Source organism: Lacinutrix gracilariae (assembly GCF_042684485.1).
In the GTDB taxonomy this organism is placed as follows: Bacteria; Bacteroidota; Bacteroidia; order Flavobacteriales; family Flavobacteriaceae; genus Oceanihabitans; species Oceanihabitans gracilariae.
The window spans coordinates 924605-942496 of the sequence record NZ_JBHULM010000011.1; the positions used below are offsets into that span (position 1 = coordinate 924605).

Here is a 17892-nt window from a genome sequence, read left to right on the forward strand (position 1 = left end):
TTATTTTTTTATATGTTTAGAAAAATCTTTATGCTCGCTTTTATATAAATCTTCTTCAGACAAAGACTTAAAATAATTAAACGTTTTAAGCATACCTTCTTCACGTTCTACTTTAGGTTGCCAACCTAGTAATTCTTTTGCTAATGTTATATCTGGTTGTCTCTGTAGCGGATCATCTACAGGCAATTCTTTGTAAATTACTTTTTGATTGGTATTAGTAAGTTTAATGATCTCTTCTGCAAAATCTCCAATGGTAATTTCATTTGGGTTACCAATATTAACAGGATATGCATAGTCACTAAACATTAATTTATAAATACCATCTACTTGATCATCTACATAGCAAAAAGATCTAGTTTGTTTACCATCACCAAAAACAGTTAAGTCTTCTCCTCTAAGTGCTTGCCCCATAAATGCAGGAATAACTCTTCCGTCATTTAGTCGCATTCTTGGTCCATAGGTGTTAAATATACGAACGATACGTGTTTCAAGACCATGAAATCTATGATAAGCCATGGTTATAGATTCTTGAAAACGTTTAGCTTCGTCATATACTCCTCTTGGACCTATAGTATTTACATTACCATAGTAGTCTTCGGTTTGCGGATGTACTAATGGATCTCCATACACTTCAGATGTAGATGCTATTAATAATCTCGCATTTTTAGCCTTAGCCAATCCTAATAAGTTATGCGTACCTAAAGAACCTACTTTTAAGGTTTGTATAGGTATTTTTAAATAGTCTATTGGGCTTGCTGGTGAAGCAAAATGTAAAATATAATGTAAGTCTCCTTCAATTTTAATAAACTCGGTTACATCGTGTTCTATAAACTCAAAATTAGGATTATTAGCAAGGTGACTAATATTTTTTTTGTCGCCAGTAATGAAGTTATCCATACCAATAACATAAAAACCTTCATGAATAAATTTATCGCATAAGTGTGACCCTAAAAATCCTGCTGCTCCTGTTATTAGTACTTTTTTCATTATTTAATATTGATTATTGACCTGTTCCTATTTTATAATAAACGAAACCGATATCTTCTAAAGTTTCTTTATCTAAAAGACCTCTTCCGTCAAAAACGAAAGCTGGTTTTTGCATCTTATTGAAAATTTGCTTCCAATCATAGGTTTTAAATTCATCCCATTCGGTTAAAATAGCAATAGCATGTGCATTTTCACATGTTTTGTAAGGATCATTTTCCACTTTTAAAAGGTTTCTATTTTCCTCGTTAGATCTTGTATTTAAATACTCTAAATCGGCATAGATACGTTCTTCTACCACTTTAGGATCAAAAACAGTTATTTCAGCCTGCTCATTTAGTAAATTATCAGCTATTTTAATTGCTGCTGACTCTCTAGTATCATTAGTATCTTTTTTAAATGCCCAACCTAAAAACGCTATCTTTTTTCCTGATACTGTGTTGTAAAGTGTACTTACAATATTATCTGAAAAACGTTGTTTTTGGTGTTCATTCATTAATATTACTTGCTCCCAGTAATCTGCTACTTCATTTAAACCATAACTTTTAGCAATATACACAAGATTTAGAATATCTTTTTGAAAACAAGAACCTCCAAACCCTACAGATGATTTTAAAAACTTAGCTCCTATTCTACTATCCATACCAATAGCTTTAGAAACTTCGTTTACATCTGCACCTGTTTTCTCACAGATTTCAGACATGGCATTAATAGAAGAAACACGTTGTGCTAAAAAGGCATTTGCGGTAAGTTTAGACAACTCTGAAGACCACACATTTGTTCTTAAAATTCTATCTTGAGGTACCCAATTAGCATATACATCTGCAAGGGCTTCAATTGCCTTTAAACCTTCAGGGTTTGTATCTCCACCAATAAGCACTCTATCTGGACTTAAAAGGTCTTCAACAGCTGTACCTTCGGCTAAAAATTCTGGATTAGATAATATTTGAAAAGCAACATCATTACCTGTATTGTCTAAAATATCTTTTATTGCAGAAGCGGTACGCACAGGAAGTGTAGATTTTTCAACAATAATTTTATCTTGTTTAGAAACTCTAGCAATTTGTCTAGCACATAGCTCGATATATTTTAAATCTGCAGCCATCCCTTTTCCTTTTCCGTAGGTTTTGGTTGGTGTATTTACAGAAATAAATATCATTTCTGCTTCGTCAATAGCTTTATCTACTTCTGTTGAAAAGAATAAATTACGTCCTCTTGCTTCTGCTACAATAGCATCTAAACCAGGTTCAAAAACAGGAAGGTTATCTAAATTCTCGTCATTCCATGCTGCAATTCTAGCCTCATTAATATCTACAACTGTTACTTTTATGTTAGGGCATTGCTTTGCTATTACAGCCATAGTTGGACCACCAACATATCCAGCTCCAATACAACAGATATTTTTTATTTTCATTTAATTATGCTTCTTTAATTTTTATCAGCTCTTTATATTGCTCTTCTAACTTTAAGATATTTTTACTTAAATCAAAGTTATCTAAAAAAAATTGAAAAGAGTTTTTTGAGAACTTTAATTTTAATTTTTCATCATTTAAGATGTTTAAAATGTATTTAGACATTTTACTAGCGTCTTCTGTGTCTAGTAAATAACCATTAAAACCATGTTTAACTAAATCTCGATTTCCGTCACAGTTTGTGGCAACGATGGGCTTGCTTAGCGCTAAACTTTCAATAACTGAGTAAGGTAACCCTTCATATCTTGATGTTGAAATATATAACTGACTATCTTTTATAATATTAAAAATATCATCTCTGGTAGTCCAATCTAAAAGTGTTATATTATTTTCTAGATCTAATTCTTTAATTTTTTTTGTTACAGCCTCAAGATTTGGTGCATGATAACCAACTCCCATTAAGACTAGATGTATATTAGGTTGAGATTGTTTTACTTTTAAAATAACATCAACCATAAATTCAATGTTCTTTTGAAATGAAGGTCTACCAACAGAACAGATATAATTTTCTGGCCATGTTTTATTAATACTTAACGGTTTAAAGCTTTTTATTGGAAGAATAGAGTTATTAAAGACTAAAGCGCGCTCTTTTTTATAACCAACCTTATCAATACCCTGTTTTAATTCGGATTCTGAGGTAGCTAATAAATAAGAATTGGCATACTTAAATATTTTTTCAATTGTTAAAAAAATCTTTTTCTTAATATTTGATTCTGCACTTAAAAAAGAATATGCGTGTGGTGTATGTAAAACATTTACTTTATAAAACAAAGATGCTGCTCTAGCAATTATACCTCCTTTAGCACTATGCGCATGAATAATATCTGGTTTTTCTGATTTTAATATTTTTATTGTAGCTAAAATTGCTTTTAAATCTTTTATGGGATTAATCTCTCTTTGAATAGGTAACTTGTATTCTTTTATAACAGATTTATCTTTAGCAAAATAGCCTTTTTTATCCTCATTTTGGTGAAGAATAATATTTTCAACTGTATCAGTACTTATATTTTCTGTAACTAATCTTAAGTATACATCTACACCTCCAACGGAATGTAAAATATGGGCTACTTTAATTTTTTTCATATCATTATAAATGCTTAATCAAATATATTATCTGTTTTTGATAAGAAACTTAAACTGCTCATTTTTATATTTAAAACTCACAACAATTACTAAAAGTATTCCTAAAATATAACTTCCCATTTGTCTGGATAAAAAGGATTCTATTAAACCAAACATAAATACTGCTAATATAATACTCCCTTTTAAAAGGGATTTTTTTCTATATATTAAAGGTATTATAAAAATGGCTAAAAACAAAAGTAAGGCAACTAGTCCGTATGCCATTAAAAAGGTTAAAAACTGATTGTGTGCATTAAATCTTGATTTAAGGAAATAATTTCTTCTCCCTTTTTTTTCTATTTGTGAAGAATAGCACTCAACTAGTTTATTGTTTGTTATATATTCTGATCCAAAACCTAAAAATAAATTATAGTTTTCTTGATCATCTTGTATAAGGTTATTTACACAACTCCAAATAACTAGTCTAGGTTCCCAGTTTTTAAAATTTTCAATAATTCCTTTATCTCTGTTAAGATGGAAAAATCGGTTTGAGAGGTTTGGGTTTAAAATAAACAATAATACGATGAATGAAATACCTGCAAAAAGGCCAATGAAGGCTTTTTTACTTTTATTGAAAAGTAAATACCTATAAAAAAGAACAGTAATCATTATTAAAAGTGCCATCCTAGAAGAAACCACTAAAACAAATGTTAAAGTTAAAAATAGATTTAAATAATGTAATCGTCTTATTTTTTTGTTTTCTCTTGAAATTAAATCTAAAGAGAACAAAAAGCTTAATGCTGAAAAGAAGCCAGTATATAACCTTTCGGTAATTAATAACTTTTTTATTTCTCCTCCTTTTGCAATATCAAAACTTCCATTTTGAACAATATAAAAGCCTGACAATACAAAGGTGTAAACAGCCATTGTCATTACAGAAAGTATTATAGCATACTTTAAATACTTTAAGTTTGTAACAGGCGTTGCTAGTAATAAAAAAAGGATTGCCAGACCATACCTACCAAATAAATCTAATTCATGGTTTATGTTTCCTTTAATACTTACTATTATAAAGGTCAATAAAACGAAAAACAAAAAAGCTATTAGCTCAGGTTTTAGTAGCCTAGATTTAAGTTCATTTTTATTAAATAAAACGACAAAAAGTGGAATTAATATAATAAGTAAGATATTAGGTACAGCCGTAAGTTTCCCTGACATTGGAATAAAAAAAACCAATAGAGCAAATACAATATTATATATTTTTAAAAGAGTAGGTCTCAAGATTTATTTAAAAGTTTTTTAATTTTTGTTGCTCCTTCTCTCGACACGTAAAGTAGTATATAGTTTCTTAAAATTCCATAAATTGGCGTAATACCAAAATAAAAATGTTTTTTTATAATTTTTATTCTGTTTTGTACTTGAATTTTTCTTTTGGTACTTGAGATAGAATTTTCATTTAATTCATAATCTAGTAATACTTCAGGATAGTTTTCTGCCTTAAATTTTTTAATAATTTTAAAAAAGAATGCATAATCCTCAGCTGCTTTATAATTTACAGGATAATATCCTACTGAATCAATTATGCTTGTTGAGAAAATTACCGAAGGATGAACAAACATACTATTTAAATACATTTTCTTCTTTATTTCAACATAACTTACAGGATGTTTTATATAATGCAAGTGATTTCCTTGTTCATCAACAACATTAACCCAAGTACCTAACAGTTTTACATCAGGATTTTGGTTTAAATAATCTAATTGTTTTTTAAATTTATTTGGTTTACACTTATCTCCACAGTCTAATCTTGCTATATATTTATATTTTAAATCTTGAGCTGTTTTTAATCCTTTATTAAGAGCGTGTTCTATTCCTAAATTTTCTTGTAAATAAACAAAATGAATTTCCCCTTTTGTATAACACGATTTTATATCTTCTTCATGAAATTTTGTTTTACTTCCATCATCTACTATTATAATATCAATGTTTATTTCTTCAGTTATAGAATCAATAGAAGTTTTTATACCAACAGGGTCATTGAAATACGGAATTACTATAATTAAATCACTATTTTTATTCATAAACCTTAATATATTTATCTTGAGTAAGCCTATAAAACAGAGCTAATGTTACCCAAAAACCAAATGTTCTAAAAGTATCTTCTTTAAGCCAATTAATTGAAAGACCAAATAATGTGGTAATAATTACCAAATAAAATACCGCCTCTTCTTTTGTTGAATTTTTGTAAAATATAAAAGCAACATATATAACCGAAACAATAAATATAAAAAAGATTAAGAACCCAATTAGTCCTGTTTCCGCTAAAAGTCTTAAATATAAATTGTAACTTGGTGGAAATTTATTATAATCATCATTTAAATATCTTAATCTAAACTCCCAATTGTTTTTTGTTGCCCATTCAGGATATAAATCTCTAGCTCGATAAGGTAATTGACCATAACCTACACCATAAATTGGAGATTCTAAAAACACTTGTAAAGAAGCATACTGTATCCCTAATCTTGTCTTATTTGAAACACGATGATCACCTTCTTCTACACTAAAAGAGGTTGCCTTTTCAAAAATATATTCTGTTAGAGTTTTACCCTTAAACAATAAAAGGACAAAAATAATAATAGAACTATACTTAACAATTCTAATAAAAAATTTATTATATTTTGTTTTTGTAAGTAACAAAAACATAAATAATATTGCTTGTAAAAATATAAAAACTAAAGCTGAACGAGATCCTGTTAAAAACGATAGAATAAAAACTACTGCTATTGGTATATATTTTTTTAATCCTTTTTCTGTTATAATATAACTAGCCATCCATCCAAAAAGAAAACACAAGTATGTTGCTAATGCAGGAGGTTCATATGTAACAGATGACACCCTATGTAGGTTAGTGTCTAAATCTGCTACGGTAAAAGGCAAATAATTAAAAAGATGGTATAATGGCTTTAAAGCAACAATATTTAACTTAATAATAAGTATCTCAAAAAAAGCAACAATTACAACAAAAACAAAAGAATAGAATAGAATTTTCCTGACCTTATAAAAAATAAACTCCTTAGAATTCTTTGCAAAAACATTAAAATAAACTAAAAAGAAGACTATTCCTGAAATTATTACTGAAACAAAAGCTCTAATAAACCTTACAAGACCGTTTGTGCCTTTTAAGTTGTTTGTAGAAACTTCAAAAATATTTAAAATAACAGATATTATTGTCCAAATTAAAAATAATAGGAAAATTTGAAATATTGGGTTTTTTATAGGTATAAAAACTTTCTTTTTTAAAAGAAGAAAGCAAAATGCAATTAAGAAAAAAACAGCTGCAGCTTCCTTTTTAAACTCACCTAAAAAACCCAATCCTTCATAAGTATTGAAAGGAATAAAAAACAGACCTATATAAAAAAGGCCAGCTATTACTGCTGATACATTAAGTTTTAAAGGCATTGATATTTTAATTAAAGTTTGATCGTTTCTAATTCAGACAAAATGGATTCGGTTTTTTGTTTAATCATATGCTGCTGTTGCTCTGTTAATTTACCTTTCCAAGACTTTAATGTTTCTATAGAGTTTCTGTTAACATTTTTAATATTTTTAGGGTTAACAGTAGAAGCTGTTGTCATCTTCTTTATTTTGTCATAGTCTAACTCATTTGAATTAATACCTAATTTAGCGCAGAGTTTTTCCATTTGCTCTATTGGTTTTTTTGCTAATTCCTCTTGCGATATACATATTACATCGTGTTTTTTATAAATTTCTAATAGAAATTTATTTACTATTATCCACTCATTAATAACTCTATTATCTTTAGTATGTTCTTCTTCTACCAAGTTTTTAACAAAGGGGTAATCTTTTAATAATTGATTTTGTTTTTGAAAATCGGTTAATTCAATATACCAATTTTGTTTTACCATACTGTAAAAATATGCTTCTGGATTTCTATATATAAAAACAGTTTTTACATTATAATTATCTGCTATATATGGTGTAGACAAAGCAATTAAAGCATCTTTTATTACTGCGTAATTAAGGTTGCTTTTATACCTTGTTTTTGTATATGATAAATAATGATGATTTTTTAAAACCACCCTTAAAATTCTTTTTAATAATGGTTCTCCAGATTGATTTTTAAAAACATCTAAAATTACTTTACCAACAGTTGTATTACAATCTAAATATCCAGTATCATTATTATTAATTGAATGTCTGAATGGTATTTTTTTTAACTCAAAAAAACGATTTAAATCTCTTTTAAGCTCTTTATTCACTATTTCATCAGTTAGATATGGGTACCATACATCTGGGATTGTTTTAAGACCTCTAAGTTTATTAAACGGTTCTTCTACATAAGAACTATTGCTTAAGGTTCCTACTAAATTTCCTAAAAATGTTGTACCAGAACGTCTACAACCTGTAACTAACAAGAAGGAAGGTTTATCTTTCATTTGCTCTATTTTTTTTCCATAAAGTTAAATCCTTTTGTAATAATGCTTCTAATTTATTAATATCTTCTAAAAAATAATCGTGTAGATAGTCTTTATCTTCATTAGGTACATCAATTTGTTTTAGATTGATTTTTTGAATATAATTTCTTATTAGTTTTCCATTTTTCCTTCCAATAAGTTTTTTTATCATACTTTTTATTGGATTTTTATTTATCAAAAACTTATTTAGAATTACATTTTTTGGAACGCCTGATTTATTGTGTTGAGAATCTTTAAAATCATGTTTCTCTTTTATTTTTAAGAAATCTAAAACATCATATACTACTTTATGTCTATCCTTAACAAAATCTTCAAAAATTACCACTTTAACATTTGAAAAAGCATTTTTAAATGCTTTTACGCTCTCATAGTATCTCCCTGCATCTTTGTAAGCCCAAATGAACTCATACCCTAAATCAATTCTTTCTTTCTCTTTATTTAAAGCCTCTCTAAACGGCAAATTCTCTCTTTCTTCACGTATAAGATGAGAGTATGCTGAAATTGCTCTCTTAACAGGATTCCGAAGCATTATAATAATTTCAGGATCACCCATCAATTCTTTAATTTGAGGTATAGTTGTTTTATAGTAATATAAAGTATCTACGCTTGCTTCACAAACTCTTTGGTCTTTTTTAGCATTTTCAAATATTTTATAATAATCTTTTAATGTTTTAATGATATGTTTTTCTGTTGAAAAATCACCAGGACCTTGATAACCATTTTCTAAAACTTTATAAGACAAGTATTTAGGTTCTTTAAAAGGGTATGTATATATATTTGGATGCTCATCTAAATATTTAACCAATGATGTGGTACCTGATTTGGCTGCACCAACAATTAAAAAATCTGGCAGTATATTTTTTACTTTATTTTGTGTTGTTTCCATAATATATCGACTTAGATTTTAATTCAAAAAGGTTTTTATTTTATCTTTTTTTAATAAGTATATTGCGCCGGTAATATTCCAAAAAGCCATACTTAAAGCTGTTGAAATTGCTGCACCATTCATTCCGTAAATTGGTATTAAAATCCAGTTAAATAGCAAATTTAAGAGGAAACTTATAATCAATATTGATTGCAAAACTTTTTGTTTTCCTGTCATATTCATATAAATCCCAACAGATCCACAAAACATATTAACTGTCTGACCTACTAACAGTATTAGTAATGCCGATTGAGCTTTCTCATAGTTATCTCCAAAAACACTTAATATTAACTTAGATGAAAAAGCAATGAAAACAATAACAGGAAGAGTTAAAATAGAAATTAGTCTCGTAGCATCTTGCAATTTAACCTTTAATTCGTTAAAAGAATTTAAAGAAAATAATTCAGATATTATAGGAGCATAAATAGCATTTACCGAGGTTAAAACAAGGCCTACAACCATTGTTATCTTCACTGACGAAGCATAATATGCAACTACGGCTAAATCTGTAAATTTTCCTAGTAAAATTATATCTACACTTTGCATTAACATAAATGCTACAGCACTAATTGCCATAGGACTAGATCTTTTAATTATACTTTTATAGCTAAAGTTATTTTTTACAACTATAGATTTATATTTTTTAAAGTAATTTAAAATATAAATTGTTGAGCCTATTCCTAATAGGCTTAAACTTAACAAAAAGCCTTCTAGTAGCCATTTTTGATTATTAGTTAAGTACAATATAATTGCTACTAAAAAAAGAGGAGTATATCTTAAAATATTTCTGAAAAATTCAGATAAATACACTTTTTTAAGCGCTCTTAATGTATCAATATTTACAATTAATAGTGAATAAAACAACAATATAATTACTGACTTGAACAGTATGGTAGATAGTTCTTTTTCTAAAAAAAAAGCGCCTAAAAAAAAGTTAAAAACAAGTGTTAATAGAGTTACAGATATTGAAATAACCACTGTAATTTTCATCATTTTATGATACACATCCTTAATTTCATGAAGTGCTTCTTTAGAACTTAAAACTCCAGAATAATAAAGTATTGATTGATTCATACCTAAGACTGAAATCGAGGCCAAAATAGTTAACAAAGACCTGCTATAATCATAAGAACCAACAAGTTTTGGATCAAAAAAATTAGTGATAAATAATGTTAATGAAAAAAAAAGAAACACACCTATAACCCTAATAAACAAAACATTCATGCTTTTTTTAATAGGTCCCTTTTTAAAAAAGTACAATAATTTATTATATAGATTTACTATCATATACCTTATTTGACGGTTAAATTAGAATTAAATGAAATTGATAATAAAGTATATTAATTATAACAAAAAGTAGTACTGATTTATTTAAAGACATTACTGCGTTTTTATTTTTTTTAATTTTCTGCTTTACAAAAAACAAAATAAAAAATTTATAGATACTTAAAACATATAGAGAAATAAATACGTTTATAATTAGAAAAAAAATAAACTACCACACTAACAACCATAAACGTTAACCTTTTTATTTTGAAATATCAGAAGATTCTTCTAATTTTTTTAAAGCAAATGGTTTTAACTGTAATACAGGGTTGTGTTTTCCTTCAACTTTTTTGGTTAAAATTTTATTTGACGCTGAATCAAATTCAATAAATTTATTAAAGTTGAAATATTTTTCTAATTCTGAAGGTTTAATGTTTATATTATTCTTTCCGTAAGAAAGGCGTATATTCTCTATAATAACTTCTTTAAGCTCTTTGGTTCCTAATACTATTAAAAATAATTTAGATATATTATTTTCTCCAAATTTGGCTATTATATTATCAGTACTACTTGATGGAGATACTTTTTCAATAATTTGTATATTCTTTTTTTGAAACTCATCTACTTTAATATTATTAAGCAACAATCTAAATTCATCTACTTTATTCGTCTTGAAATCAATTGAAACTATTAATTCTGGGCTTGTTTCAATAAGTTTCGAATTAATAGTTTCTTGTATTTCTGAATGCTTTGCCTCATTTTTACAAGCAAATGCGATTAAAGCTACAACAAATGTTAGAGCTAATTTTTTCATATTATTTTAGATTATATATTTTTAACCTACACAATCATTCCAGCTGCAACCGTTTCATTAGTTGCATCATCTACAAGAATAATACTTCCTGTGGTTCTGTTTTCTCTATACGCATCTACCATTAATGGTTTTGTGGTACGTATTTTAACCTTACAAATATCATTCATATTAAGTTCTTTATCGTCTTCAATACGGTCAAGAGTATTAATATTGTACTTATAGACAACCTCTTTAATCATTGCTTTTTGATCGTTTGAAGTATGTTTTATCGTGTATTTAGCTCTTGGTTTTGCGGCATCATTATTTAACCAACATAACATCACCTCAATGTCTTGAGATGCTTCTGGTTTGTTGTTTGAGCGCACAATCATATCACCACGACTAATATCTATATCATCTTCTAATGTTATAGAAACAGACATTGGAGCAAAAGCTTCTTCTAATTCTTTATCTAATGTGTCTATGGTTTTAATTTTAGAAGTAAATCCTGAAGGCATTACTGTTACCTCATCTCCTTTTCTAAAGATACCACTAGCTACACGACCTGCATACCCTCTATAGTCTATAAAACCTTCTCTTTGTGGTCTTAAAACAGTTTGTACAGGAAAACGAGCATCTACTTTATTAATATCACTACTAATGTGCATGGTCTCTAATGTATGTAACATTGGAGCTCCTTGGTACCAAGGCATGTTTTCTGATTTATTTACTACGTTGTCTCCTAGTAATGCGCTCATTGGTATAAAACGAACATCTGTTACTAACATTTTAGAAGAAATATCTTCAAATTCTTTAACAATATTATTGTAAACTTCTTCAGAAAAATCTACCAAATCCATTTTGTTAATACAAACAATAATATGTGGTATTTGTAATAAAGAAGCTATAAAAGCATGTCTTTTGGTTTGCTCTATTACACCATGTCTTGCATCTATTAAAATAGTTGCAACGTTTGCTGTTGATGCTCCTGTAACCATATTACGAGTATATTGAATATGCCCTGGAGTATCTGCAATAATAAATTTACGTTTTGGTGTTGTAAAATATCTATAGGCAACATCTATGGTAATACCTTGTTCACGCTCATCACGTAAACCATCTGTAAATAAGGCTAAATCAACACCTTCATGACCTTTCTTTTTACTTGTGTTTGTAATAGCTTCTAATTGATCTTCAAAAATAGATTTAGAATCGTATAATAGTCTACCTATTAAAGTACTTTTTCCATCATCTACACTTCCTGCTGTTGTAAAACGTAATAATTGATTGTTATCTAACATTTTTTGCTTTTTATTGAATAGATTCTTGTTTAAACAAGAATTACAAATTTATAATTTCTAGAAATATCCTTGGCGTTTTCTGTCTTCCATTGCAGATTCTGATCGCTTATCATCACTTCTGTTTCCTCTTTCTGTGTTACGCATTCCTGCAACTTCTGCAGCAATTTTTTCTAAAGTATCTGCTTCCGATTCGTCTCCTCCTGTAATAGTGATATCTCCTAAGGTTCTAAAACGTATTTTTTTAGTTACTACTTCTTCATGCTCTTCTAGCACTAAAAATTCAGAATTAGGAATCCAAGTACCTTGTCTACGTACTACTTCACGCTCGTGTGCAAAATATAAAGAAGGTATAGCTATATTTTCTCTTTTTATGTAGTTCCAAACATCCATTTCTGTCCAGTTACTTATAGGAAACGCTCTAAAGTGTTCTCCTTCAAAATGCTTTCCGTTAAATATGTTCCACAGTTCCGGTCTTTGGTTTTTTGGATCCCATTGCCCAAAATCATCACGATGTGAAAAGAAACGCTCTTTGGCTCTTGCTTTTTCTTCATCTCTTCTTCCTCCACCAATAGCACAATCAATTTTATTTGCTTCAATAGCATCTAAAAGCGTTGTGATTTGAAGTGCATTACGAGTGGCATTTTTACCTTTTTCTTCAGCAACACGACCTTCATCAATAGATTCTTGTACAGAACCTACAATAAGCTCTACACCTAACTCTTTAATGATATCATCTCTAAATTGAATAGTTTCTGGAAAATTATGTCCAGTATCTACGTGCATTAATGGAAATGGTATTTTTGCTGGGTAAAATGCTTTTTTTGCTAAATGCGTTACTAAAATAGAATCTTTTCCTCCAGAAAATAATATTACTGGGTTTTCAAATTGCGCCCAAACTTCGCGTAAAACAAAGATTGCTTCGCTTTCTAATTCATCTAAATAATTTAAGTAATATTTACTCATTGCTCGAATTTTAGTTTTTTCTTTATAGTATTCCTAAAATAGTAATTTTTCTACTGCTTAGGATTTTTTGCTTTTTATTTAATTATCAGAATTTTATCTTCTGTTACTGTAATTACTTCATTCTATAACACCTTAACATTTTGACTTACTAGTGCTTACATGAATTTGTCAAAGTTAACATCTTTAACGATATTTTATAATCTTTAATCGTTTTTTTTTATAAACGAACACCTATTAATGAATTTAATAATCAAGACTTTAAATATTAATGATATTCTATTTACTTACTTTAATCTTGATTTTATTATAGATAGGTAAAAATATAAACGACAATACTCCTATTACAATAATAATCAACGTTTGAGAGCTCCATATAATCCAACCAAAAGCATAACTAGGCTCTTCTGCTAAACCAAATAATGTAAGCGCAGATAAAACTGCTGCTGGGTAAAAGAATACCCCTCCATTTGTTGTAGCTATAGTAAAACTTGCAGCAATAAAAGCTACTATCATAGATGGAAAAGGGGCTCCTTGCAATTCTGAAATAGCAAAGGATGTTATATAAAACATTAAAACATACATTAACCAAATAAAAATAGTATGAAAAATAAAAGCACCTTTATGCTTCATTTTAGAAACACTGGTAATACCTTCTAAAAGACCTATTGTAAAGTCTTTAATTTTATTAGCAATTTTACTTTTAGACTTTTTAACATAAAAAACAAAAAAGATAAATAAGAGACACAAAATTAAGAATATACCTATTAATTTAATTGGATTAAACTTTTCTATTAGTAGATTATAAATAAAGTCAAATTGAAAAAACAAGGTAATAACACAAATAATTAGCATCATTATTAAATCGAAAATACGTTCTGTGACTATAGTACCAAAACTTTTTTCAAAGGGAATATTCTCATAATTGGTAGCTACAGCTGCACGTAAAACTTCTCCAGATCTTGGCACGCCATAATTTGCTAAATATGCAATAAATATAGCCATGATACTGTTTGGCGCTTTTATAGAGTATCCCATTGGTTTTAATAGATAATTCCACCTATACGCTCTTGATAAGTGACTTAAAATACCAAAAACCAAACCTAAAGCAATCCACCAATAATTAGCAGATTTAAAATAAGGAATGATTTCTGAAATTGGAAGCTTAGAAAAGGTTAGCCACCCAAAAAAAACAGCTAATACAATAGGTAGTATTAGCTTTATTTTTTTTAAAAATGATTTTTTATTATCACTCATATTCTATCCATTATTATTCTATATTTTTAATAAAATAAAAATTGGTTATAATTAAATTTCTAATTTAGGCTTAATATATTCTAGAATATCTTTAACCGCTTGTTCTACGGTTTTTTCTTCTGTTTTAATTTCAATATCTGGATTTTCTGGAGCTTCATAAGGTGCAGAGATTCCTGTCATGTTTTTTATCTCACCTGCTCTTGCTTTTTTATACAATCCTTTTACATCTCTACGCTCACATTCTTCAACACTAGTATTTATATAGACTTCAATAAAATTAACGTCTTTAACAATACTTTTAATGTTCTCTCTGTCTTTTCTATAAGGAGAAACAAATGCTGCTAAAGTTACTAAACCAGCATCTACCATTAAATTTGCTATTTCAGCAATTCTTCTTATATTTTCTGTTCTATCTTCTGGAGCAAAAGTTAAATCACTATTGATTCCTTTTCTTATATTATCACCATCTAAGGTGTAGGTTTTTACTCCTAGCTTATACAATTCTTGTTCTACAACATTTGCAATTGTTGATTTTCCAGAACCTGAAAGTCCTGTAAACCAAATCAAAAAAGAGTTATGCTTGTTTTTTTCTTGTCTATCTGATTTTGAAACCTGATAGCTATGTGGGATAATATTTTCTTTCATCTGTATCTTTTAATTATTTTGCACGATCTTCAAGTCCAAAATTTATTTTATACCATGCTCGTTCGTGTAAATAATATAGTATCATTTTAGTAATTACTTCTGCAAAGCCTATTTTAAGACCTGTTAATGGATCTCCAGATATTAGCCAAGCTAGCAACATGGTATCCATAGTACCGATAAATCGCCAAGTTACTGTTTTAGCAATGTGACGTTTTCTACTTTCTAAAATTTTTCCTTCTTTAGATAGGTTTATTTTAAACCATACACGTTCATGAAGGTAATATAAGCTCATTTTAGTAATCACCTCAGCAAAGCCTATTTTAAGTCCCGTAAAAGGGTCTCCTGAGATAATCCAAGATAAGATAATAGTATCTATAGTACCTACTAGTCTCCAGGTTACTGTTTTAGCAATATGTCTTTTATAAGATACGTCTGCCATTATTTACTTACTAAAAACCAAGGATTTAATAGATTTTCTTTGTTGTAAAGAAGAGATTCGTTGGTGTCTTGCGAAATTACATCAATACCAACAGCATTACAAATGGCTTGACCAGCAGCAGTATCCCACTCCATAGTAGGTGCAAATCTTGGGTATACATCTGCGTTTCCTTCTGCTACCAAACAGAATTTTAAAGAGCTTCCTTTAGAAACTACCTCAACCTCTTTTCCTTCTTTTTTAATAGACTCTACAAAATCTAATGTTTCTTGACTCATATGTGAGCGACTACCTACCACTTGCACAGGGTTTGATTCTGGTGCTTTTGGCTGTAGTTTTATAGCTGCTTGCATTACTTCTTCAATAGTAGCATCATGTGAATCTAAATCTGCTTTAAAAGCATCTTTTTTAGTGACATCTGCAACATAAATAGTTTTAGTAGCTGGTACATAAATAACTCCAAATTCGGGTTTACCGTTTGTTACCAAAGCAATGTTTACAGTGAACTCTCCGTTACGCTTTATAAACTCTTTTGTACCATCTACAGGATCTACTACCCAACAAGTTGTCCAATTTTTTCTTGTAGCGTAATCTGTTTGTTTATTCTCTTCGCTAATAATTGGAAACTCGGTATTAACTAGATAAGAATTTATAACATCATTTGCTTTTTTATCTGCTTCGGTTAAAGGAGATTTATCATCTTTTATTTCTACATCAAAAACTGTATCATATACTTGCATGATTACTTTTCCTGCTTTTAAGCTAGCTTCTACAGCTGTTTTTAGGTTTGAATTCAACATCTGGTAATGTATTAAACTTATTAATTAAAACATATTAGCTAACAAATGTAAGGTTTTTGAGATTGTGTTACAATTATTAACTAGCTTGTATTTTATATAAAATATTTTTTAATTGTTTGATCTAAACTTTCTTCCCAAGTATCTTGTTTAGAGATTATTTGAAGTGCTTTTGAATTATTTAACACACTATAAATGGGTCTTTCTGCTTTAGTTTTAAAACTCTTAATAGGCTTTAGTTTAGATACATCATAATTGTTAAAATACTTGACAATTTGTTTAGCAAAACCATACCAAGTTGTTTCTCCTTTTCCTGTATAATGATATATACCATAAGCTGAAGACTTTGTAGTAATTATAGCATAAATAAATGCTGAAAGATCTATACAGTTTGTTGGTGTTCCTTTTTGAGAAGTTATAATGTTTAAATCTGCATTTTCTTGAGCTTTAGATATTATGGTTTTTAGAAAATTTTTACCATGATACGAATACAACCACGATGTACGAACAATAAAATAGTTATTCATTATTTGTTGAATATACTGTTCTCCTTGCAACTTAGATTTACCATAAACACTTATAGGGTTTGTGTTATCTGTTTCTAGATAAGGAGTATTTGCCTTGCCATCAAAAACATAATCTGTTGAGATATGAATTAAAGTAACATCATGTTTTTTACAACCTTCTGCTAAATTCTTTACCGCTTCGGCATTTACTTTAAAAGCATTTTCTTCATCATCTTCTGCTCCTTCTACATTTGTGTAAGCAGCACAATTAACACAAAAGTGAAATTCATTTTTACTAAATACATTTTCTATTTCTTCTGTATTAGTTATATCAAATTGCTTTTTGTTAACAAAAGTAAATTCTAAAGCATCCTCATTTTTTTCAAAAAGATCTTTTATGGTTTTTGCTAGTTGCCCATTAGATCCAGTAACCAAAACCTTAGTTATCATTAAAAAGCGATTTAAAAGTTGGCAAGTCTTTATCTTTTTGTGAAAGGATTAAAGCGTCAGTAGAAAATTTCCAGTCTACATTTACCGTTTTATCATTATAAATAATGCCTCCTTCTGCTTCTTTATTATAATAATTATCGCATTTATAAGCAAAAACAGTGTTGTCTTCTAAAACCACAAAACCATGAGCAAAACCCTTAGGAACAAATAATTGTTGGTGTTTAATATTATCTAATACTATTGAAAAATATTTCCCAAAAGTTTTAGAGTCTTTTCTTAAATCCACACAAACATCTAAAACACTACCTTTAATTACTCTAACCAATTTTGCTTGCGCATGTTTTCCTGTTTGAAAATGCAATCCTCTTAAAACTCCTTTATTAGATTTAGATTGATTGTCTTGTACAAAAGAGGTTTTTATACCTGTACTTTCTTCAAATTGTTTTTTATTAAAAGTTTCTAAAAAATATCCTCTATCATCATTAAAGACCTTAGGTGTAATTATGTAACAGTCTTTTAAGTATGTTTCTTCAACTATCATG

General features: G+C 28.5%; 18 protein-coding genes. All 18 read right to left on the bottom strand.

All coding sequences use genetic code 11. From position 1 onward, the window contains the following. The gene (locus ACFSSB_RS11190; RefSeq protein ID WP_379904219.1) at positions 1-987 is read right to left on the bottom strand and encodes a UDP-glucuronic acid decarboxylase family protein; all 987 of its coding nucleotides are present in this window, start codon (positions 985-987) and stop codon (positions 1-3) included. 13 nt (positions 988-1000) lie between these two features. Next, the gene (locus tag ACFSSB_RS11195; protein WP_379904221.1) at positions 1001-2398 is read right to left on the bottom strand and encodes a UDP-glucose 6-dehydrogenase; all 1398 of its coding nucleotides are present in this window, start codon (positions 2396-2398) and stop codon (positions 1001-1003) included. A gap of 4 nt (positions 2399-2402) precedes the next feature. Beyond that, a complete protein-coding gene (locus tag ACFSSB_RS11200) occupies positions 2403-3539 on the bottom strand; it encodes a glycosyltransferase (RefSeq protein WP_379904223.1) in 1137 nt (378 codons plus the stop codon). 27 nt (positions 3540-3566) lie between these two features. Continuing rightward, positions 3567-4598, bottom strand: coding sequence for an O-antigen ligase family protein (locus tag ACFSSB_RS11205; RefSeq protein ID WP_379904225.1), 1032 nt, complete (start codon positions 4596-4598; stop codon positions 3567-3569). Positions 4599-4795: 197 nt separating this feature from the next. After that, positions 4796-5599, bottom strand: coding sequence for a glycosyltransferase (locus ACFSSB_RS11210; RefSeq protein ID WP_379904227.1), 804 nt, complete (start codon positions 5597-5599; stop codon positions 4796-4798). Further along, positions 5592-6977 (bottom strand): O-antigen ligase family protein, encoded by a 1386-nt coding sequence (locus ACFSSB_RS11215; protein WP_379904229.1) that lies wholly within the window; start codon positions 6975-6977, stop codon positions 5592-5594. Before ACFSSB_RS11215 ends, ACFSSB_RS11210 begins: the two co-directional genes overlap by 8 nt. An 11-nt stretch (positions 6978-6988) precedes the next feature. Next, positions 6989-7975 (bottom strand): sulfotransferase domain-containing protein, encoded by a 987-nt coding sequence (locus ACFSSB_RS11220; RefSeq protein ID WP_379904231.1) that lies wholly within the window; start codon positions 7973-7975, stop codon positions 6989-6991. Further along, entirely contained in the window at positions 7965-8900 is a 936-nt protein-coding gene (locus ACFSSB_RS11225) for a sulfotransferase family protein (RefSeq protein ID WP_379904233.1), read from the bottom strand. Before ACFSSB_RS11225 ends, ACFSSB_RS11220 begins: the two co-directional genes overlap by 11 nt. A gap of 18 nt (positions 8901-8918) precedes the next feature. Further along, complete coding sequence (locus tag ACFSSB_RS11230) at positions 8919-10226, bottom strand: MATE family efflux transporter (RefSeq protein ID WP_379904235.1); 1308 nt, start codon at positions 10224-10226, stop codon at positions 8919-8921. A 241-nt stretch (positions 10227-10467) separates the two neighbouring features. Continuing rightward, positions 10468-11019, bottom strand: coding sequence for a hypothetical protein (locus ACFSSB_RS11235; protein ID WP_379904237.1), 552 nt, complete (start codon positions 11017-11019; stop codon positions 10468-10470). A gap of 26 nt (positions 11020-11045) precedes the next feature. Then, positions 11046-12299: a sulfate adenylyltransferase subunit 1 gene (locus tag ACFSSB_RS11240; protein WP_379904239.1), complete on the bottom strand. Its 1254-nt coding sequence runs from the start codon at positions 12297-12299 to the stop codon at positions 11046-11048. Between the two features lie 57 nt (positions 12300-12356). Beyond that, complete coding sequence (gene cysD, locus ACFSSB_RS11245) at positions 12357-13262, bottom strand: sulfate adenylyltransferase subunit CysD (RefSeq protein ID WP_379904241.1); 906 nt, start codon at positions 13260-13262, stop codon at positions 12357-12359. A 276-nt stretch (positions 13263-13538) separates the two neighbouring features. Next, the gene (locus tag ACFSSB_RS11250; protein WP_379904243.1) at positions 13539-14516 is read right to left on the bottom strand and encodes a lysylphosphatidylglycerol synthase transmembrane domain-containing protein; all 978 of its coding nucleotides are present in this window, start codon (positions 14514-14516) and stop codon (positions 13539-13541) included. 51 nt (positions 14517-14567) lie between these two features. Further along, on the bottom strand, positions 14568-15161 hold the full coding sequence (gene cysC, locus ACFSSB_RS11255) for an adenylyl-sulfate kinase (RefSeq protein WP_379904245.1): 594 nt from the start codon (positions 15159-15161) through the stop codon (positions 14568-14570). Positions 15162-15174: 13 nt separating this feature from the next. After that, a complete protein-coding gene (locus ACFSSB_RS11260) occupies positions 15175-15600 on the bottom strand; it encodes a DUF2061 domain-containing protein (protein ID WP_379904247.1) in 426 nt (141 codons plus the stop codon). Next, positions 15600-16397 carry a 3'(2'),5'-bisphosphate nucleotidase CysQ gene (gene cysQ, locus ACFSSB_RS11265; protein ID WP_379904249.1) on the bottom strand — a complete coding sequence of 266 codons (798 nt, stop codon included), beginning with the start codon at positions 16395-16397 and terminating at the stop codon, positions 15600-15602. The genes ACFSSB_RS11260 and cysQ overlap by 1 nt, the downstream gene beginning before the upstream one ends. 92 nt (positions 16398-16489) lie before the next feature. Next, positions 16490-17350, bottom strand: coding sequence for a dTDP-4-dehydrorhamnose reductase (gene rfbD, locus ACFSSB_RS11270; RefSeq protein ID WP_379904251.1), 861 nt, complete (start codon positions 17348-17350; stop codon positions 16490-16492). Beyond that, complete coding sequence (rfbC, locus tag ACFSSB_RS11275; protein WP_379904253.1) at positions 17340-17891, bottom strand: dTDP-4-dehydrorhamnose 3,5-epimerase; 552 nt, start codon at positions 17889-17891, stop codon at positions 17340-17342. Before rfbC ends, rfbD begins: the two co-directional genes overlap by 11 nt. Position 17892: the final 1 nt, after the last annotated feature.